Annotated in this window: 18 protein-coding genes; 13 read left to right on the forward strand and 5 right to left on the reverse strand. The window is 71.1% G+C overall.

Annotated elements, in window-relative coordinates:
- Nucleotides 1–41: 41 nt before the first annotated feature.
- The 4 genes from purU to CLV40_RS27715 all read right to left on the reverse strand — a co-directional run bounded on the left by purU (nucleotide 42) and on the right by CLV40_RS27715 (nucleotide 3,975).
- Entirely contained in the window at nucleotides 42–914 is an 873-nt protein-coding gene (purU, locus tag CLV40_RS27700; RefSeq protein WP_104481928.1) for a formyltetrahydrofolate deformylase, read from the reverse strand.
- 820 nt (nucleotides 915–1,734) lie between these two features.
- Nucleotides 1,735–2,478, reverse strand: a complete 744-nt coding sequence (locus CLV40_RS27705; RefSeq protein ID WP_104481929.1) for a MerR family transcriptional regulator — start codon at nucleotides 2,476–2,478, stop codon at nucleotides 1,735–1,737.
- A 190-nt stretch (nucleotides 2,479–2,668) separates the two neighbouring features.
- Nucleotides 2,669–3,484: a class I SAM-dependent methyltransferase gene (locus CLV40_RS27710; protein ID WP_104481930.1), complete on the reverse strand. Its 816-nt coding sequence runs from the start codon at nucleotides 3,482–3,484 to the stop codon at nucleotides 2,669–2,671.
- 5 nt (nucleotides 3,485–3,489) lie between these two features.
- Nucleotides 3,490–3,975 carry a DUF2505 domain-containing protein gene (locus tag CLV40_RS27715; protein ID WP_104481931.1) on the reverse strand — a complete coding sequence of 162 codons (486 nt, stop codon included), beginning with the start codon at nucleotides 3,973–3,975 and terminating at the stop codon, nucleotides 3,490–3,492.
- Between the two features lie 25 nt (nucleotides 3,976–4,000).
- On the opposite strand from CLV40_RS27715, the gene CLV40_RS27720 reads away from it, so the two are divergent.
- A complete protein-coding gene (locus CLV40_RS27720) occupies nucleotides 4,001–5,089 on the forward strand; it encodes a UDP-N-acetylmuramate dehydrogenase (protein ID WP_245931610.1) in 1,089 nt (362 codons plus the stop codon).
- Here the strand turns inward: CLV40_RS27720 and CLV40_RS27725 are convergent.
- Nucleotides 5,070–5,816, reverse strand: a complete 747-nt coding sequence (locus tag CLV40_RS27725) for an SDR family NAD(P)-dependent oxidoreductase (protein WP_104481932.1) — start codon at nucleotides 5,814–5,816, stop codon at nucleotides 5,070–5,072. The two genes, CLV40_RS27720 and CLV40_RS27725, sit on opposite strands and share 20 nt — an antisense overlap.
- A gap of 191 nt (nucleotides 5,817–6,007) precedes the next feature.
- Here CLV40_RS27725 and CLV40_RS27730 point away from each other — a divergent pair, with 191 nt between their 5' ends.
- The 12 genes from CLV40_RS27730 to CLV40_RS27800 all read left to right on the forward strand — a co-directional run bounded on the left by CLV40_RS27730 (nucleotide 6,008) and on the right by CLV40_RS27800 (nucleotide 19,279).
- Nucleotides 6,008–7,180 carry a L,D-transpeptidase gene (locus CLV40_RS27730; RefSeq protein ID WP_104481956.1) on the forward strand — a complete coding sequence of 391 codons (1,173 nt, stop codon included), beginning with the start codon at nucleotides 6,008–6,010 and terminating at the stop codon, nucleotides 7,178–7,180.
- The gene (locus CLV40_RS27735) at nucleotides 7,153–7,992 is read left to right on the forward strand and encodes an alpha/beta fold hydrolase (protein WP_104481933.1); all 840 of its coding nucleotides are present in this window, start codon (nucleotides 7,153–7,155) and stop codon (nucleotides 7,990–7,992) included. The genes CLV40_RS27730 and CLV40_RS27735 overlap by 28 nt, the downstream gene beginning before the upstream one ends.
- A 6-nt stretch (nucleotides 7,993–7,998) precedes the next feature.
- Nucleotides 7,999–9,291, forward strand: coding sequence for a D-inositol-3-phosphate glycosyltransferase (gene mshA / locus CLV40_RS27740; RefSeq protein WP_104481934.1), 1,293 nt, complete (start codon nucleotides 7,999–8,001; stop codon nucleotides 9,289–9,291).
- A 26-nt stretch (nucleotides 9,292–9,317) separates the two neighbouring features.
- Nucleotides 9,318–9,851: a type III secretion system chaperone family protein gene (locus tag CLV40_RS27745; RefSeq protein ID WP_374066615.1), complete on the forward strand. Its 534-nt coding sequence runs from the start codon at nucleotides 9,318–9,320 to the stop codon at nucleotides 9,849–9,851.
- 208 nt (nucleotides 9,852–10,059) lie between these two features.
- Nucleotides 10,060–10,932, forward strand: a complete 873-nt coding sequence (locus tag CLV40_RS27750; protein WP_245931612.1) for a DUF4349 domain-containing protein — start codon at nucleotides 10,060–10,062, stop codon at nucleotides 10,930–10,932.
- A 478-nt stretch (nucleotides 10,933–11,410) separates the two neighbouring features.
- Nucleotides 11,411–12,157, forward strand: a complete 747-nt coding sequence (locus tag CLV40_RS27755) for a phosphoglyceromutase (protein ID WP_104481957.1) — start codon at nucleotides 11,411–11,413, stop codon at nucleotides 12,155–12,157.
- A gap of 489 nt (nucleotides 12,158–12,646) precedes the next feature.
- Complete coding sequence (locus CLV40_RS27760; RefSeq protein ID WP_104481936.1) at nucleotides 12,647–13,885, forward strand: sensor histidine kinase; 1,239 nt, start codon at nucleotides 12,647–12,649, stop codon at nucleotides 13,883–13,885.
- A complete protein-coding gene (locus CLV40_RS27765; RefSeq protein WP_104481937.1) occupies nucleotides 13,882–14,571 on the forward strand; it encodes a response regulator transcription factor in 690 nt (229 codons plus the stop codon). The genes CLV40_RS27760 and CLV40_RS27765 overlap by 4 nt, the downstream gene beginning before the upstream one ends.
- A gap of 25 nt (nucleotides 14,572–14,596) precedes the next feature.
- Nucleotides 14,597–15,550, forward strand: coding sequence for a Ppx/GppA family phosphatase (locus CLV40_RS27770; RefSeq protein ID WP_104481938.1), 954 nt, complete (start codon nucleotides 14,597–14,599; stop codon nucleotides 15,548–15,550).
- A gap of 96 nt (nucleotides 15,551–15,646) precedes the next feature.
- Nucleotides 15,647–17,278, forward strand: coding sequence for a hypothetical protein (locus tag CLV40_RS38395; RefSeq protein WP_181043771.1), 1,632 nt, complete (start codon nucleotides 15,647–15,649; stop codon nucleotides 17,276–17,278).
- On the forward strand, nucleotides 17,275–18,072 hold the full coding sequence (locus CLV40_RS27795) for a sugar phosphate isomerase/epimerase family protein (RefSeq protein WP_104481942.1): 798 nt from the start codon (nucleotides 17,275–17,277) through the stop codon (nucleotides 18,070–18,072). Before CLV40_RS38395 ends, CLV40_RS27795 begins: the two co-directional genes overlap by 4 nt.
- Before the next feature lie 211 nt (nucleotides 18,073–18,283).
- Nucleotides 18,284–19,279: an IS30 family transposase gene (locus CLV40_RS27800; protein ID WP_245931613.1), complete on the forward strand. Its 996-nt coding sequence runs from the start codon at nucleotides 18,284–18,286 to the stop codon at nucleotides 19,277–19,279.
- Nucleotides 19,280–19,384: the final 105 nt, after the last annotated feature.

Below are 19,384 nucleotides of genomic sequence, written 5' to 3' on the forward strand. Positions count from 1 at the left end.
GGGGAACCGGCGACCGCGGGTCGCCGGTTCCCCGGGGTGGACTAGAAGATCACGGTCTTGTTGCCGTGCAGCAGGATCCTGCCCTCCAGGTGCGCGCGCAGCCCCCGCGCGAGCACGACCTTCTCGATGTCACGGCCCTTGCGCACCATGTCGGCGACCGAGTCGCCGTGGTCCACTCGGATCACGTCCTGCTCGACGATCGGCCCCTGGTCGAGCTCGGCGGTCACGTAGTGGCAGGTCGCCCCGATCAGCTTGACCCCGCGCTTGTGGGCCTGGTGGTAGGGGCGGGCGCCGACGAAGGACGGCAGGAAGCTGTGGTGGATGTTGAGCGCCCGCCCGGACCACTCCACGCACATCTCGCCGGGCACGATTTGCATGAACCGGGCCAGCACGATCGCGTCGGGGGAGTTGGCCTCCACCAGCTGCCTGAGCTGGGCGAAGGCGGCTGCCTTGCCCTCCGGGTCGGTGGCCGGGAAGGGCACGTGGTGGAACGGGATGCCGTGCGCCCGGGTGATCCCGGCCAGGTCGTTGTGGTTGCCGATCACCGCCCGGACGTCGACGTCGAGTTCACCGCTGTGCACGCGGCCCAGCAGGTCGTAGAGGCAGTGGCCCTCCTTGGACACCAGGATCACCACCCGGCGCCGCACCCCGGTGTCGGTGACGCTCCAGTCCGCCTGGCCGCTGAGCTCGCGGGCCACCCGGCCGAAGCGCTCCCGGAGCTCGTCCACCCCGAAGGGCAGCGAGTCCGCGCGCACCTCCTGCCGTGTGAAGAACCAGTTCGTCTCCGGGTCGGTGTGGTAGGCCGCCTCGACGATCCAGCCACCCGCCTCAGCCAGGAAACCGGAAATCCGCGCCACGATGCCCGTCCGGTCCGGACACCCCAGCTTGATCACATATCGACGCTCGTTCGGCACCCGCCAATCCTCGCAGCCCGTGTCCAGTCGACCGTCCACAACGGTCCCTGGTTCGGGGTTCCCGCCCGCGCCGCCGTGCTTGGGCGCCTACCCCTTGGTCGAGGTCAAGCCCGATTACCCGGCTCGCCTTCGACCGGACCCCACGGTTAGCGAGAAGCCGGATCCCCGTCAGATACGCTCCTTGACAACTGGATAGTGAAATAGCTCGACACCCATACCGCGGCCTGGCGGGCGTCGGGGGAGCTGCAGATCCCCCGACGCCAAGAGTCGCCAGATCGCCGCGAGTCATCGATCAGGTTGGTCGTGGTGAGCTGCCCTCGGCCCTGGGCGGGAGCCAGGCCGGAGGGCTTCGCGGAGTCGGTCCGGGCGCGGGGCTCGACGCCGTTCCGGCGCGTGTCCGAATCCCGGACGTGGCCCGGTTTTCGCCACACCCGTCGGTGATCACTGGACGTTCGACAGACACCCGGGTCTGCGATCCGGGCAAACCAGCCTGAGGCTGGCCTGCCGGTTCGCGCGGCCCAGTACGCCTTGCGTCACGGACAGGTCTGGGTTCACCGCGCTCACCAACTCCGGCCCGGACCGGGCCGGAGTGGATGTACTCGACCACCATCCACGCTCGCGGTCGTGGCCGCCACGGCCGCGTTAAGCAGCGTGTGCTCTCGAGACTGCAATCCGCGCGTTCTCGCCTCGCGGGATGGTGGGGCCACTACGGCCAACCGGGCCGTGTGGCAGCCGGTCGGCGTGGCTTCACAGCGGGAGCTTTGCTGCGTTGGGCGAGGCGGCTGGTCGCAGGCCACCTCCCGCGGCTGTTCCCCAGCGGTCAGCTGAGCTTCGTGTTGGCGTACTCGGTGATGGCGGCCCGCAGGAACTCGGCCAGGCGGGGGTCGGACTTGTCGAAGTTCGCCCGGAAGCGCGGGTCGTCGGCGTAGACGTCGGCGAGGCCGATGTAGGACTCGCGGTTCGGCGTCCAGTGGCCCTTGATCCACTGGTAGTGGCCCTCGACCGTGCGCTGGACGGCCGGGTCGTCGGCTCGGCGGTCCGCGTCGAGGTGGGCGATCAGCTCGTCCACGATCGCGACCCAGCCCTGGCCCTGGGTCCGCCACCAGTCGGTGGACTTCGGGGTGGTGTCCACGCTCTCGCCCCAGCGCTCGCGGGCCTCCTGCTGGAGGTGCTGCTGGGTCGGCTGGTCGAACCCCTCGAACCAGTGCTCGGCGGACTTCTTCGTCATGATCCTGTTCCCTTCCACATCGGTGATCGTGCGGGAGACGGTCTTGGCCAGTCGGTCGAACCGGTCGCGCTCGGCGAGCAGCCAGCGGTGGTGCATCCGCAACACCGCCGCCTGGTCCCGCCCGTCGCGCACGATCTCCGCGATGGCGTCGAGCCCCAGGCCGAGCTCGCGCAGCACGAGGATCTGTTGCAGGCGCAGCAACTGCTCCTGCTCGTAGAACCGGTAGCCGTTGGCTCCCACCCGCGAGGGCGGGAGCAGGCCAATCTCGTCGTAGTGCCGCAGCGTCCGCGACGTCACCTTCGACATCCGGGCCACCTGCGCTGTCGACCAGGTCATCACCTTCGTCTCCCACTGGGCTCTCCTGCGGCCCGAAACCAACGGTAGAAGTTGACGTAACGTCAAAGTCAACCCCGACAAACCACCAGGTACAACTCGAACCTGCTTGCCTGCGGTCCAGCCCCGACTTCCAGCGTCCGGCAGGCGCATCGCCAGGCTCCTCGGGCATCCGCCTGGGCTGCTCCGTTGCTCAGAGCTGTGGGGCGACTGCGGACCATGGGAGAGTGACCTCGCCCAGCCGCCAGCGGCGGCGGGTGTCCAGTACCGGCCAACCGTCCGCGGCGAGCAGGCGGATCGTCTCGACCCAGCGGGCGCGGGGGCCGAACGGGGCGAAGGGGGCGGCCGTGGCCCAGCCGGTGTCCATGGCCTGGAGCAGGGCGTGGACGGGCTCGCCGGGGACGTTGCGGTGGATGAGGGTCTTCGGGAGGCGTTCGGCCAGGTCGCTGGGGCGGTCGAGGTCGACGGGCAGGCAGGACAGGGTGAAGGTGCGCGGGCCTTCCTCGTCCAGCAGGACCCAGCAGCAGCGGCGGCCGATCTCGTCGCAGGTCCCCTCCACCAGCAGGCCGTTCGGGGCCAGGCGGGACCGCATGGTGTCCCACGACTTCCAGGCTTCCGGTTCGGTGTACTGGCGCAGCACGTTGAAGGCGCGCAGCAGGATCGGGCGGGTGCCCGCCAGTTCGAAACCGCCGCGGCGGAAGTCCAGGGCGGGCGGGTCGGCGGACGGTTTGGCTGCGGCGACGCGTTCCGGGTCGATCTCCAGGCCGAGGACGCGGACGATGGGGTTGACCGTGCGGAGGCGGGTGGCCATTTCGACGGTGGTGACCGGGGTGGCGCCGTAGCCGAGGTCGACCACGAGAGGGGCGTCGCCGGTCAGCGCCGCGCGGATGGCGGGGGTGGCGGTCAGCCAGCGGTCGACTCGGCGGAGGCGGTTCGGGTTGGTGGTGCCGCGCGTGGGCACGCCGAGAGCCCGGGCCCGGCCCGCCGCCAGACGTGGGGTGCGGGCCACAGGGGTCAGTGCTCCGCGGCGAAGGCGGCCTCGCTGGCCAGCAGTTTGCGCACCTGCTCCGCGATCACGGACTCGATCTTCCCGCCGACCAGGGGCACCCGGACCTTCACCTCGGCGTCGGTGCGCAGTTCGCTGCCGTCGGCGACGTCCACCAGGCGGTAGGTGCCCCTGATCTCACCCGGGATACCCGCGACGGTGGCGCTTGTGGTGCCGGCGAAACCGGCGCCGTCGGGCCGCCAGGTCTCCAAGCGCTCGACCACCAGGTCGCCCTTGACCAGGGTGCGCACGATCGACGGCAGCAGAGCCGACTCGATGCCCTGGCGCAGCTTGTAGGCCACTCCGTCGCCGTTGGCCTTGTGTTCCACCAGGGCCGCGTCCGTCCCGCCGAGCGTGCGGAGGCGGTCCCGCAGGAAGGCTTGGTCGACCAGTCGGGCGTGCACGGTGGCGGCGGGGGCGCGGAAGCTCGCGCGGTGCTCGATACGGCTGGCCATGTGCGGGAGGTTACCGTTGGCGCCCGTGACCAGCCTCCCCCTCGGTGCCGACGTCCGCAGCGGCGTCCCGCTCAGCGGCTACACGACCCTGCGCCTCGGCGGTCCGGCCGCCAGATTCGTGACCGCGGCCACGGCGGCCGAAGTGGTCGACGCGGTGCGCGCGACCGATCGGGACGGGGACGCCCTGCTCGTCCTCGGCGGTGGTTCCAACCTGGTGATCGGCGATCTCGGCTTCGACGGCACCGTGGTGCTCGTCGGCAACCACGGCAGCAAGATCGACTGCACGGTGCCGGGGCGGGTGCAGCTCACCGTGGAGGCAGGCGAGGACTGGGACACCGTGGTGGCGGGCACGGTCGAGGCCGGGCTCGGCGGCCTGGAGTGCCTGTCCGGCATTCCCGGTCTGGTCGGTGCCACCCCCGTGCAGAACGTCGGTGCGTACGGGGTCGAGGTCTCCCAGGTGCTGGTATCGGTGGACCTCTACGACCGGGAGACCGGTGAGGTGCGCACGCTGCGTACCGACGAGTTGGGGCTGGACTACCGCACCAGCATCCTCAAGGGCAACGACCGCGCCGTGGTGCTGCGGGCGCGGTTCGAACTCGTCGACGACGGGCTGTCCGCGCCCATCCGCTACACCGAGTTGGCCCGCGAACTCGGGGTGCGGCAGGACGAGCGGGTGCCGGTCGGTGATGTGCGGGCCGCCGTGCTCGAACTGCGGCGCGGCAAGGGCATGGTGCTCGACCCGGTCGACCACGACACCTGGAGCGCGGGGTCGTTCTTCACTAACCCGATCATCGACGACGCGGCGGCCGACGCGGTGATGGCGCGAATCGTCGGCGTGGTGGGCGCGGACGTGCCGGTGCCGAGGTACCCGGCGGGGCCGGGTACCTCGAAGCTGTCGGCGGCGTGGCTGATCGAACGCGCGGGCTTCGGCAAGGGCTACACGCGGGGCCGGACGGCGTTGTCCGGCAAGCACACCCTGGCGCTGACCAACCGCGGCGAGGCGACTACGGCCGACCTGTTGGCGTTGGCGTTGGAGGTCCGCGACGGGGTGCGAGCCGCGTTCGGCGTGGCGCTGCGGCCGGAGCCGGTGTTGGTCAACTGTTCCCTGGGCTGAGCCGGTGGGCCCGGGTCGCCGAGGCCTGGGCGCGTGGCTTGAGCACGATCTGGTCCAGGTTGACGTGCGGCGGGCGGGTCACCGCGAAGGCGATCACCTCGGCGACGTCGTCGGCGGACAGCGGCTGGATGCCCTCGTAGACCTTGTCGGCGCGTTCGGTGTCGCCTTCGAAGCGGGTCAGCGAGAACTCGGTCTCGACCATGCCGGGTAGGACCTCGGTGAACCGGATGGGCTCACCCAGGAACTCGCCGCGCAGGGTGCGGTGCAGGGCGGACTGCGCGTGCTTGGCGGCGGTGTACCCCGCGCCGCCGTCGTAGATCTCGACGGCGGCGATCGAGGTGACGGTGACCACGTGGCCGTTGCCGGAGTCGATCAGCTTCGGCAGCAACGCCTTGGTGACCCGCAGCGTGCCGAGCACGTTGGCCTCGTACATCCACCGCCAACGGTCCTCGTCGGCGGCGTCCACCCGGTCCAGACCCCGGGCACCTCCGGCGTTGTTCACCAGCACATGGCACCCTTGGACCTGGTCGGTGAACGCCTCGACCGAGGCCGGGTCCGTTACGTCCAGTTCGATCGCGACGCCGCCGACCTCCTCGGCGACCTCGGCCAACCGGTCCAGTCGCCGGGCGCCCAGCACGACCCGGAACCCGGCCCTGGCGAGGTGCCGGGCCGTCGCCGCCCCGATGCCCGCGCTCGCGCCCGTCACTACCGCAATGGGGTTGTTCACGGCTCGATCCTCCCCGGCGCCGGTGCGGGGCGGGTGGCGGGGGCGCCACGAGTGGTTATGAGCACGGTCACACCCGACGGCGGCACACCCCACCGGCCGCCGGGACGTCTTTCTCGGTGGGGCGAAGACTCGACACTGGAGGTCGCAGGGTGAGGTCAACCGCGAGATCCACGACGAACCGGAGGCGCGGCCTGCTCGGCGCGCTCTTCCTCGTGCTCGCGCTGCTCGCCGCGTGCACCTCGGAAGAACATGGTTCTCCCGGCGGCACGGGTGGTGGTGGCGGTGGCGGCGGTTCCGAGCAGCAACCGGAGGCGCAGCCCAAGGCGAAGTTGGCGGCGTCGCCCGCCGCCGACGCGGCCGACGTTCCGCCGGGCGACCCGGTGAAGATCACCGTGACGGACGGTGTGATCGATACGGTCGAATTGGTCAACCCGGACGGAAAAGCGGTCAAGGGCGTCGTTTCGGGCGACAAGCTGAGCTGGTCGAACACCGAGAGCCTCGGCTACGGGAAGAAGTACTCCTACACCGCGGCCGCCACCGGGTCCGACGGCAAGAAGGTCCAGTTGGCGGGGTCGTTCACCACGCTCAAGCCCGCCAAGACCCCGCGCGCGACGATCAACCCGGCGGACAACGCCACCGTCGGGGTCGCGATGCCCATCAGCATCAAGTTCCCCGAGGGCAAGGTCACCGACAAGGCGGCCGTGGAGAAGGTGCTGAAGGTGGAGTCCTCCAAGGAGGTCGCGGGGTCGTGGGCGTGGCTCAACGACCAGCAGGTCGACTGGCGGCCCAAGGAGTACTGGCCCGCCAACACCAAGGTCACCGTGACCGCGAAGCTGTTCGGCCTGGCCTACGGCGGCGGGGCTTACGGCAAGGCGGACCTGACCACCACCTTCACCGTCGGCCGCAACCAGGTGGTCAAGGTCAACACCCCCGACCACAAGATGAACGTCTACCGCGACGGTTCGCTGTTCGCCAGCTACCCGTCGAGCAACGGCAAGGACGCCGACCCGGACCTGAACACGCCCAACGGCACGATGATCGTCATGCAGAAGGACCCGGTCGGCGACTTCTCCAACCCGAAGTACGGCTACACCAACGTGATGAAGAAGTGGGCCGTCCGGATCTCCAACCACGGCGAGTTCATCCACGAGAACAACGACAACCGGGCCAACATCGGCAAGGCCAACACCTCGCATGGGTGCGTCAACCTGCTGGAAGCCGACGCCAAGGCCTACTTCGACACCGCGCTGATCGGTGACCCGGTGGAGGTCACCGGCTCCAAGGCGAACATGCCGACCACGTCGGACGTGTACGACTGGCTGATCCCGTGGAGCCAGTGGCAGAGCATGTCGGCGCTGCGTTGATCACCGGCGCGGGCGGTACCCGGCTGGCGGTGCGCACAGCCGGGGACCCGTCCCGGCCGCCGATCGTGTTCGTGCACGGGTGGGCCCAGTCGGCCGCGCGCTGGGCCCACCAGTTCGCCGATGCCGAGCTGGGGCGTGATCACCACCTGATCGCCTTCGACCTGCGTGGACACGGCGGGTCGGAGGCGCCGTCGGAGGGCTACGACGATCCGGCTGTGTGGGCCGGGGACCTCGCCGCCGTGCTGGAGTTCGCCGGGGCGCCCGCTGTGGTGGTGGGCTGGTCGTATGGCGGACTCGTGATCACCGACTACGTGCGGGAACGGGCCTGTGCGGGGCTGGCGGGCATCGTGCTCGTCGGGGCGATCACCGAGATCGGGCCGGGGCGGCCGGGTGGGGCCATCGGTCCGGCGATGCGCGGCGCGCTGCCCGATGTGCTCGCCGAAGACCCGGCGGTGGCCGCTTCCGCTGTCGTGTCGCTCACAGTGGGAATGACCGCGGAGCCCGTTCCGGGGGCCGAAGCGCAGCGGTGGGTGGGCGACATGCTGCGGGTCTCGCCACGGGTGCGCAGGGCTCTGTTCAGCCGCGATGTGGACAGCGCGGGTGTGCTGGCGGGGATCACCGCGCCGACGGCGGTGCTGCATGGCGACCTTGACCGCGTGGTCGACCGGTCGGCGGGGGAATACGCGTCAGGGAAGATTCCGGGGGCCTCGGCGCGTTGGTTCCCTGGGGTCGGGCACGCGCCCTTCGCCGAACGGGTCGACGAGTTCAACGGTGTGCTCCGCGCGCTGGCGGGGGGCTGGCAGAAGGGGTGAACCCGGGTGGCTCCCACGCAGCTCCGCAGTCCGCACAGAGTCGCGGTCCTGTCGGTGCACACATCCCCGTTGGAGCAGCCCGGCACGGGGGACGCGGGTGGCATGAACGTCTACATCACCGAGACAAGCACCCGCATGGCTCGGCGCGGGATCGCCGTCGAGGTGTTCACCCGGGCCACCTCGTCGGACCTGCCGCCGGTGGCCGAGCTGGCCCCCGGGGTGCTGGTGCGACACGTCTCGGCGGGGCCGTTCGAGGGCTTACAGCGGGCCGAGCTGCCGAGCCAGCTCTGCGCGTTCACCGCGGGGGTGCTGCGCGCGGAGGCCAGGCACGAGCCGGGGTACTACGACCTGGTGCACTCCCACTACTGGCTGTCCGGGCAGGTGGGGTGGCTGACCAGGGAGCGGTGGGGCGTGCCGCTGGTGCACACCGCGCACACCCTGGCCAAGGTCAAGAACGCCGCGCTCGCCGAGGGGGACACCCCGGAGCCGCGGATCCGGGTGATCGGCGAGCAGCAGGTGGTCGACGAGGCCGACCAGCTCATCGCCAACACCGAGGTGGAGGCCACGCAGCTGGTCGACCTCTATGACGCCGCGCCGGACAAGGTGCGCACCATTGCCCCCGGGGTCGACCTGGACCGGTTCCGCCCCGGTGACCGGCGGGCGGCGCGGGCCGCGCTCGGGGTGCCGCAAGAGGCGCTGGTGATCGCCTTCGTCGGACGGATCCAGCCGTTGAAGGCGCCGGACGTGTTGTTGCGGGCGGCGGCGGAGCTGCTGGCTCGGGGGGCGGTGCCCAGGGAGCGGCTGGTCGTACTGGTCGCGGGTGGTCCTTCGGGGACGGGGCTCGAGCAGCCCGCAGCGTTGCAGGACCTGGCGGTCAGCCTGGGGATCACGGACGTGGTGCGGTTCCTGCCGCCGCAGTCCGGGGACGCGCTCGCCCGGGTCTACCGGGCCGCCGACGTGGTGGCGGTGCCCAGCTACAACGAGAGCTTCGGGCTGGTGGCGCTGGAGGCGCAGGCGTGTGGCACGCCGGTGGTCGCCGCTGCGGTCGGTGGGCTGCCGGTCGCGGTCGCGGACGGGGTGTCCGGGCTGCTGGTGGACGGGCACGCGACCGGGGACTGGGCGGATGTGCTGGGTGGTCTGGTCGGGGCGCCTCGGCGGCTGGTGGAGCTGGCGGGTGGCGCGGTGCGGCACGCGCGCGAGTTCTCCTGGGACCGCACGACCGACGCGCTGGTCGCGGCGTACCTGGATGCGGGGGACGCGCTGCGCTACTCCGTGCTGCGTGCTGAAGTTGCCGTGTGACACCACCGGACTCACTCGACCAGGTCATCGCGGCGGCGCTCGACGAACGGGAGTTGGTCTACCGGCACCCGCAGGCCGGTCGGTTCCTGGTGACCTTGCCCGGGACGAAGAAGCAGCAGACCAACTGCTGGCTCATCGTGGGCAAGCACGCCTTGTCCGTCGAGGCGTTCGTGTGTCGCAGCCCGGATGAGGCGCACGAGGAGGTCTACCGGTTCCTGCTGCGGCGCAATGCCCGGCTCTACGGTGTGCACTACACGATCGACCGGTTGGGCGACATCCACCTGGTGGGCCGGGTCAGCCTCGCCGCGGTGTCCGCCGACGAGCTGGACCGGTTGCTCGGGCAGGTGCTGGAGGCCGCAGACGGCGACTTCAACACCCTGCTGGAGATCGGCTTCGCCACCGCCATCCGGCGCGAATGGGAGTGGCGCACCTCGCGTGGCGAGTCGTTGGCCAACCTGGCCGCTTTCGCGCACCTGCTGGAGCGCGCGGAGGACGCCGACGGCGGTTCCGGTGACCCCGCCGGGCTACGACCCCGTGTCACAGACGACGCCGACTCGTGACCGTCCGCTCCGCAACGGCCTGACCGCCACGACCCGTCTGGAAGGCAAGACGGAGTCGTGAGGTGAGGGGATGGGGATGGGGATGGGTGGATCGGCGGGGTGGCGTACGCGGTTAGCCGGTGCGGTCTTGGCGGGTGGTGCGCTGGCGGGGATGGCCGCGTGCACGTCAACGGCCTCCTCGGGGGCGTTCACGTCGGGGGAGGCGGCGGTGGCGCCCCAGCCCGCGGACTCGGCGGCTGGTGGGCGCGGGGATTCCGGTGCGGAGAGCAACTCGAGCAGCGGTGCCGCGGGGGGTGCCAAGGCGCCGCAGGCGGCGCAGCCGACCGAGCCGGACCAGCGGCCGCAGGTGCCGCAGCCGGGAGTGGACCGGAAGCTGGTCCGCACGGCCCTGATCGAGATGACCGCGCCGAACGTGCCCGACGCGGCCGCGCAGGCCCGGGCGGAGGCGGTCGCGGCGGGGGGCTACTCCGGCCAGGAGCAGGTGGACGACCGGCGGGCGACGTTGACCCTCTACGTGCCGTCGGACCAGCTGGACAAGGCGCTGCCGCTGATCGAGAAGGCGGGCAAGGTGCGGTCGCGGTCGCAGACCGCGCAGGACGTCACCGAGCAGGTGGTGGACGTCGAGAGCCGGATCGCCACCCAGCGGACCAGCCTGTCCCGGGTACGGGCGCTGCTGGACCGGGCGACCGCGATCTCGGAGATCGTCCAGCTGGAGTCCGAGGTCACCCGGCGCGAGGCCGATCTGGAGTCGCTGCTGAAGCGGCGTGAGGCGCTGGCGGGCAGCGTGGCCATGTCCACGGTGTCGGTGCGGATCGCCGCCGACGGGGCGCCGCCGGTCGCCTCGCCCAAGGAGGACGACACGCTGCTCGGGGCGTTCGGGGACGGGTGGTCCGCCTTCGTCGACACGGTGGCGGTCATCGTGTTCGGGGTGGCCCGGGTGCTGCCGTTCGCGTTGGTGGTGGCCGTTCCCGCCTGCCTGGTGTGGCGGTCGCGTCGCAGGCGGCGTGGCGCCGATACCGGTTCCCGGCCGCCGCTGCCGCCGGTCGTCGCGCCGCCTGCCCCGACGCCATCGGAGGGCTGAGTGCGGGGGTGGGCGGGTCGCCTGCCTGCCTGAGGTGAGTCGCGGGGCGGTTCGAGCGAGGGGGAGTCGCATTCCCGAACCGCCCCGCGGCTGCCCGCTGGCATCCCGTGGCGGGGGGAGCCCGGGAGCCTTCGCGGGACCGCCGGCTCGGCAGGGGAGTCGAGCCGCGCGGGACGGCCGCACGGGGTCAGGGAGTGCGTGGGAGCTGACCCGGCGCGGCATAGGTCAACTTGTCAGATGCCGGACACCAGCACAAGGCCGCCGGTTACGCCGATCGTGGATGTCGCGGACCGTGGGTAACGTTCCGATGACAAAACATGGCATTGCGGCGACTGTCCGTGTTCGGTCGAGGCGTTTGGCGGTAGGTCTACACCTGTTTGGGGGTCGTACGTTCGAGGGGTGACCTGGTCGGGACGTCGGTCACCCCGTGCCGGTCCCGGTCCGGTCGGTGTCGCGCGGGGTCTGGCAGGCTTCCGACATGGCCATCGGAACCCTGGTGCTGCTCCGCCACGGCGAGAGCGTGTGGAACGCGCAAAACCTGTTCACCGGATGGGTGGACGTCGCCCTGTCCGACAAGGGCGTGGCGGAGGCGAGCCGCGGCGGCGTGCTGCTGCGCGAGGCTGGCATCCTCCCGGACGTCGTGCACACCTCGCTGCAGCGGCGGGCGATCACCACCGCCAACCTCGCGCTCGACGCCGCGGACCGGCTGTGGATCCCGGTCAAGCGCGACTGGCGGCTCAACGAGCGGCACTACGGCGCGCTCCAGGGCAAGAACAAGAAGCAGACCCTGGAGGAGTTCGGCGAGGAGCAGTTCATGCTCTGGCGCCGCTCGTACGACACCCCGCCGCCGCCCATCGACCCCGACGACGAGTACAGCCAGGCGGGCGACCCGCGCTACGCCCACATCGGTGACGCCGCGCCGCGCACGGAGTGCCTCAAGGACGTCGTGGCCCGGCTGATCCCGTACTGGGAGGAGGCGATCGTGCCGGATCTGCGGGCGGGGCGGACCGTGCTGGTCGCCGCGCACGGCAACTCGCTGCGCGCGCTGGTCAAGCACCTCGACGGGATCTCGGACGAGGACATCGCCGGGCTGAACATCCCGACCGGCATCCCGCTGCGTTATGACCTCGACGACGCGCTCAAGCCGACCAACCCGGGCGGTCAGTACCTCGACCCCGCCGCGGCGGACGCCGCCATCAGCGCGGTCGCCAACCAGGGGCGCTGAGTCTCCGTCGTCACCCCGTCCGGCCGCGTGTCGTCTGCGTGTCCGGACGGGGTGACAAAGAACCGTCTGGTGGTCGCGGTGTGGTAGCGCGTCCATCCGGACGTCATCTCGATCCCGGGCGCGCCTGCGGCGGTGTGGGCTAACGGGACAAAGTGGACACTTGATCGGTCCTTTGTGTTCGATGATCGGACGGCGCGGCGCTGCGGTGGGGGCGATCCGGCGACCGGGTGACGCTTGCCGGTTGTCCGCGCGGCGCGTGACACAACGCGGAATCATCAATCAGGGTGTGATCCCTCTAACGGTTGGTGGCCGGTGTGGTGACCGGTCGCGCGGGCGCACTGTGGCGCTTGGTTACCGGCTAGTAGGACACGGACGGGTGAACGAGGACTGGCCAGGTGGGGAACAAGCGCGCACATAGGTGTCGGCACGGTCACCAATGCGTCGTCCGGGCTGGTCAAGAGCCCCGGGGCCCTGCTTACGATCCTCGGTGTGGCCGCCCCGGTCTATCTCGCGCTGTCGCTCGGCACCCTGCTGATCGGCGGGTTCGTCGGCTTCATCATCGGACGCTCCAGGTCCGGGAAGCCCGGTCGAACCCCCACCGGCCCCACCGTCGCCGAGTTGGTCCAACGGATCATCCTCTCCACGCACACCGGTGTCGTCGTGCTCAACCGGTTCGGTGACGTGGTGATCCACAACCCGCGGGCGGAGGAACTCGGCCTGGTCCGCAACAACCGCGTCGACGACCGCGCCCGCAAAGCCGCCGAGGTGGTGGTCGAGACCGGCGATCCGGTCGAGGTTGACCTGTCACCGCTGGAGTCGCGCGGTGGTCGGGCCCCCGAGGCCGTGCTCGGCGAGGTCCGCCCGCTCGGCGACGGCTTCACCGCCGTGGACGCCGACGACCAGTCGGACGCGGTCCGGCTGGAGGCCACCCGGCGCGACTTCGTGGCCAACGTCAGCCACGAGCTCAAGACCCCGGTCGGCGCCATGGCGCTGCTCGCCGAGGCGGTGCTCGACGCCGCCGACGACCCGGTGGAGGTGCGCCGGTTCACCGCCAAGATCCTGCGCGAGGGCAACCGGCTCGGGACGCTGGTCACCGAGCTGATCGCGCTGTCGCGACTGCAGGGCGCGGAGCGGCTGCCGGAGATGAACACCGTGGACGTCGACGCCGTGGTCCGGGAGGCCATGGGGCGGGCGCAACTGGTCATGGAGTCCACCGGCATCGAGGTGACCACCGACGACGACAGCGGTCTGCTCGTCGAGGGCGACCGCACGCTACTGGTCACCGCGCTGTCGAACCTGCTGGAGAACGCGCTGGCCTACTCCCCGCCGGGGAGCCCCGTGTCGGTCAGCCGCTCGCTCGCCGCGGGCTTCGTCGAGGTCGCGGTGACCGACCGCGGCATCGGCATCGCCGACGAGGAGCAGCAGCGGGTGTTCGAGCGCTTCTACCGCGTCGACAAGGCGCGGTCGCGCGCCACCGGTGGCACCGGGCTCGGTCTGGCGATCGTCAAGCACGTCGCGGCCAACCACGGCGGCGAGGTCCGGCTGTGGAGCAAACCCGGCCTCGGCTCCACCTTCACGCTGCGCATCCCCGCCCATCGCGACGCGGGGCACCGCGATGACGCCGAGGCGACCACCACGAACGGTGCGGAGCTCACCAGGGTGGGCGGCCGCGCGATCGCTCCGTCGAAATCCGACGGGGCCCCTACCGATCACGGAGGAATGGCATGACGAGAGTGCTGATCGTCGAGGACGAGGAGTCCTTCGCCGACCCGCTTGCCTTCCTGCTGCGCAAGGAGGGCTTCACCGCCGCGGTGGCCGTGACCGGCCAGCAGGCGCTGGAGGAGTTCGACCGCAACGGTGCCGACATCGTGCTGCTCGACCTGATGCTGCCCGGCATGAGCGGCACCGACGTGTGCAAGGCACTGCGCCAGCGCTCGGCCGTGCCGGTGATCATGGTGACCGCCCGGGACAGCGAGATCGACAAGGTCGTCGGCCTGGAACTGGGTGCCGACGACTACGTGACCAAGCCCTACTCCGCGCGCGAGCTGATCGCCCGGGTGCGCGCGGTGCTGCGCCGCGGCGGCGAGACCGGCGGCGACGGCGAGCTGCTGCCGCAGGTGCTCGCGGCCGGACCGGTCCGGATGGACGTCGAGCGGCACGTGGTCACTGTGGACGGCACCGACATCCCGTTGCCGCTCAAGGAGTTCGACCTGCTGGAGTACCTGCTGCGCAACGTCGGCCGGGTGCTCACCCGCGGCCAGCTGATCGACCGGGTGTGGGGCGCGGACTACGTCGGCGACACCAAGACCCTCGACGTGCACGTGAAGCGCCTGCGGTCCAAGATCGAGCCGGACCCGGCCTCACCGCGGCACCTGGTCACGGTGCGTGGCCTCGGTTACAAGTTCGAGTCCTGACCGTCCACCCCGGTACGGTTCCCCAGTGCGCCTCGGTGTGCTTGACGTCGGTTCCAACACCGTCCACCTGCTAGTGGTGGACGCTCGTCGGGGTGCCCACCCGACGCCCGCGCGGTCGGAGAAGACCGTGCTGCGCCTGGCCGAGCGGATCACCGCGTCCGGCCAGCTGTCCAAGGTGGGCGCGGATGAGCTCGTCCGGACGGTGGCTGCGGCCAAGGAGTCCTCGGTCCAACTGGGCTGCGAGGACCTGATGGCCTTCGCCACCTCGGCGGTGCGCGAGGCGGGCAACTCCGCCGCCGTGCTGCGCCGCGTGGCCAAGGAGACGGGGGTCGAGCTCAAGGTCCTCTCCGGCGAGGACGAGGCCCGCTACACCTTCCTCGCGGCCCGCCGCTGGTACGGGTGGTCGGCGGGCAACCTGCTGGTGCTCGACATCGGCGGGGGCTCGCTGGAGATCGCCGCGGGCATCGACGAGGACCCGGCTTTCGCCTGGTCGCTGCCGCTGGGCGCGGGGCGGCTCACCCGCACCCGGTTCACCAGCGACCCGCCCAGCCGCGACCAGGTCGCCCGCACCGCGGACTGGATCGCGGGCGAGTTGGCGCCGGTGGCGCGGCGGGTGGCCAAGTACGGGTCGTTCGACCGCGCGGTGGCCACCTCCAAGACCTTCCGCACCCTGGCCAGGCTGACCGGCGCGGCGCCGTCGTCGGACGGTCCGCGGGTGCGGCGGGTGCTCACCGACACCGGCCTCAGCCAGCTCATCTCCTTCATCTCCCGGATGTCGGCGGCGGACCTGGCGCAGCTGGAGGGGGTCAGCCCCAGCCGTGCCCATCAACTGGTGGCGGGTGCTCTGGTGGCGCAGGCCACTATGCGAGCGTTGTCACTCTCGGAAGTCGAGATCGGGCCGTGGGCGTTGCGCGAGGGTGTGATCCTGCGACGGCTGGACCAGACGAATGGTGAGGACCACACTGTCCCCTCGGACTGACATGATCCGTACGGCCGCGCCCGTCGACGGTAGGGTGCCGCCAGCGAAGCGTGCCGGCACTGGACGGATCGGCCAGCACGGGGCACGGTGGAGTGGATGAGTCAAGAAGGCGGTTCGGAGCGCACGCAGCGCACTGTGGCCGAGTTGCTGGCCAAGTACGGCGGCAACTCGGGCGACAGCGCGCCCCGGCGACGGCGCCGCAAGCCGGACGACGCGTCGGATACCGCGCCGCAGGCGATCATCGAACGCGTCATGTCGGACAGCGGGAAGATGCTGCCGATCCGCGACGACCAGGAGCCGCAGCCGCGCACGTCACACCGGCAGGGGCGGGCGCCGCAGCCCTCCCAGCAGTTCCCGGTGCCCCAGCCGTCGCAGCAGTTGCCGCAGCCCCCGCCGCAGCTCCCGGTGCCGCCGGGGCAGCCGCCGCGCCCGCTCGAGCGCCCGCCGGTCAACGGCAGGCCCGAGCAGGCCCCGCCCGGCCGCGACCAGCGCGGGCCGGTGCGCAACGACGACTTCCGGGACGGTCGTCACCCGGACGAGCAGCACCGCCCGGACGACTACCGGCCCGAGGGCTTCCGCCCCGGGGCGCCGTCGGGACCTGGGCGCGCGCAGCCCGGGACGGGGCACCCGGGCTCGGCTCCGGGTGGTCCCGGCCAGGCCGGGCCCGTGGGGCTGGGTCAGCCAGGGCCCGGACGTGGTGTCGACGGGCCGCAGGGCCCGCCGCGCCCGGAGGTCAGGCCCGGCCCGCAGCCGCGTCGGGAGGCGCCGGAGCAGTTCGGGCACCCCGACCAGCGTCCGCCGGTCGAACACAGCCGTCCGCCCGTCGAGCCGCAGGCGCCGTCCCGGGGCGAGCAGCCCGGCCCCGGTTCGCAGCGACCGGTCGGCGCGCGGCTGGACGCCCCTGAGCCGCACACCGAGCAGTTCCCGCGCGTGCCCGCCGACGACCACGGCCCCGACCCGGCCGAGCCGCCCGCCGAGCTGGCCAAGGGGCCGAACCGGGCACCGCTGCTGCCGCGACGGTCGCCGAGCACCGCGCGCCGCGCCGCGCAGCTCAACCAGCCGACGCAGCAGGCCGCGCCGGTGCCGCAGCCGTCCCAGCAGTTGCCGCAGCCTTCGCAGCAGCTGCCGGTGCCGCCGCAGCCGTCGCAGCAGCTGCCGGTCCCGCAGCCTTCGCAGCAGTTGCCGCGTCCGGGCGCACCCGTGCCGGGTGAGTTCGCGGGCGACTCGGCGCAGACCGCGGTCGACCCGGAGGGTCCGCCCCCGGAGTTCCACGAGGAGTTCGAGGGCTTCGACGACAAGGCGGCCACCCGCTTCACCGAGTACGAGGCCCACGACGACTTCCGCGACCGGGGCGACTTCGACGAGTTCGACGACGACCGCCGCGGTGGCGTCGACGTCGACGAGGACGACCGCGAACCGGACGACCGCGCGGAGGACGAGGAAGACGAGGACGAGGAGCCCCGCTCGGCGGGCCGCGAGTGGCTGATCATGATCGGCCAGCTCGGGCTCGGCGTGGTCGGCGGCGCGGGTGTCTGGTTGCTGTTCAACTGGCTCTGGCGCGTGCTGCCCGCGGCCGCCCTCATCGGCGCCTTGGTGGTGATCGTCGGCCTGGTCCTGATCGTCCGCAAGGTCCGCCGCGCGGAGGACCTGCAGACCACGGTCCTCGCGGTCCTGGTCGGGCTGCTGGCCACGGTCTCCCCGGCGGCGTTGCTGCTGCTGGATCATTGAGCCGGATCCGGGTCGGCCTCTCCACGGCGTCGGTCTGGCCCCAAACCGCCTCGGCGGCCTTCACCCTGGCCGGGGAGCTGGGCTACGACGGCGTCGAGGTCATGGTCTGGGCCGACCCGCTGAGCCAGAACGTCCCGGAACTGCTCCGGCGGTCCCGCCGCGCGGGGGTGCCGGTGCTGGCCGTCCACGCCCCCTGCCTCCTGGTCACGCAGCGCATCTGGTCGCCCGACCCGGAGACCCGCCTGCGCCGGGCGGTGGAGGCAGCCCAGGACCTGGACGCGCCCACGGTCGTCGTGCACCCGCCGTTCCGCTGGCAGCGCAAGTACGCCGACGGCTTCGCGGAGCTGGTGGCCGACCTGGAAGGGGAATCCGGGGTCGCGGTCGCCGTCGAGAACATGTTCCCGGTTCGCCGCGGTGTGGGAATGCGGTCGGTCGAGGTCACGGCATTTCGACCGTCAATTGACCCGACGGACGTGGGACACCGCAACTACACCCTGGACCTGTCGCACACCGCCGCCGCCAATATGGACGCGCTGGCCCTGGCCGACCGCATGGGCAAAGGGTTGACGCACGTGCACCTGGCCGACGGGACGGGATTGCCGAAGGACGAGCACCTGGTTCCCGGTCGGGGGACGCAGCCGTGCGTGGAGATCTGCCGGCGGTTGGTCGACGGGGGGTTCGAGGGGCAGGTGGTCCTCGAGGTCAGCACCCGCCGAGCCCGGACGGCCGCGGACCGCGCCAGGGACCTGGCGGAGTCCCTCCAGTTCGCGCGAAAGCACCTCGCGGAATCCTGACCCGCGCCGAGTTTCTCCCAGCTCGGCTATAGGGGGGAATAGGCTCGACCGGGCCGGCGGGTTTGACAACGGCATGTCCAATTCCGGAGATTGACGCAACGCCCGCGAGGGGTCCCCCGCTTTGGGGGAACCTTGACCTCAACTGGTCGATGCGCCGGCATGGGATGGTCTTCGTGGGTGGGTGATCGGAGATCATGTCGTGGTGTGTCGGGTGAGTTTGAGTGCCGAGGAGCGGGAGACGATTTCGCGGGAGTTGCGGGCGAGGCGGTCGTTTCGGTTTATCGGCAGGGTGTTGGGTCGGCATCATTTGGTGGTCGCTCGTGAGGTCGCCCGTGATGGCGGGAGATTGGCCTATCGAGCGTTGAAGTCGGGCAAGCGTGCCGCGGTCATGCGGAAACGACCGAAACCGCGAAAGTTGGAACAATCGGGCCGACTACGCGATTATGTGATGGCGGGCTTGGATCGCCGGTGGTCGCCGCAGCAGATCGCGACCAGAATACGCCTGGAGTTTCCGACCGAGCCGGAGATGCGCGGGTCCCACGAGACGATCTGCCAGACCCTGTTCGTCCAGGGGAAAGGCGAGTTGCGGGCCATGATGTACAAGGCCCTGCGCTCTGGCCGGGCGAAACGGGTGTCCCCCTCGGCGAAGCGGCCCAGACACGACCTGATCGTGGGCATGGTCAACATCAGCGAACGCCCGAAGGAAGCCGACGACCGTGCTGTTCCGGGCTTCTGGGAAGGCGACCTCATCCTTGGGTCCGCGTGCAAGTCGCAGATCCTGACCCTGGTGGAGCGGCAGACGCGGTTCGTGATGCTGATCCGGGTCCCGCACGACCGGTCCGCCGACCGGGTCGCGATGCTGTTGGCGAACAAGATGAAGACCTTGCCCGAGTTCCTCCGGGAATCGGTCACGTGGGACCAGGGCAGTGAGATGGCCGACCACGCCACGTTCACCACGGCCACCGGGATGCCGGTCTATTTCTGCGACCCGCACTCACCGTGGCAACGCGGGACGAACGAGAACACCAACCGGCTTCTCCGACAGTATTTCCCCAAGGGAACCGACCTCTCGGTCCACTCCCAAGTCCACCTCGACGACGTGGCCCGCGAACTCAACGACCGCCCCCGACAGACCCTCGACTGGTACAAGCCCGTCGAGAAGCTCAACGAACTGCTGATCGAACACGGTGGCGCGATGACCCCTTGAGGTCAAGAACGGGTCTATCCCATGATCGGTGTGTCCGGCGTTGTTGATCAGTAGGTCTCGGCTCCTGGCCAGCGGTCACCGAATGTGATGGCGAACGCGTTGAGC

Source organism: Actinokineospora auranticolor (genome assembly GCF_002934265.1).
Lineage (GTDB): Bacteria > Actinomycetota > Actinomycetes > Mycobacteriales > Pseudonocardiaceae > Actinokineospora > Actinokineospora auranticolor.

Coding starts and splice junctions, on each gene's coding strand:
- CLV40_RS27715 (WP_104481931.1), bottom strand. CDS start 3,975: ATGGCCAGCCGTATCGAGCACCGCGCGAGCTTCCGCGCCCCCGCCGCC.
- CLV40_RS27765 (WP_104481937.1), top strand. CDS start 13,882: ATGACGAGAGTGCTGATCGTCGAGGACGAGGAGTCCTTCGCCGACCCG.
- CLV40_RS27755 (WP_104481957.1), top strand. CDS start 11,411: ATGGCCATCGGAACCCTGGTGCTGCTCCGCCACGGCGAGAGCGTGTGG.
- CLV40_RS38395 (WP_181043771.1), top strand. CDS start 15,647: ATGAGTCAAGAAGGCGGTTCGGAGCGCACGCAGCGCACTGTGGCCGAG.
- CLV40_RS27705 (WP_104481929.1), bottom strand. CDS start 2,478: ATGACCTGGTCGACAGCGCAGGTGGCCCGGATGTCGAAGGTGACGTCG.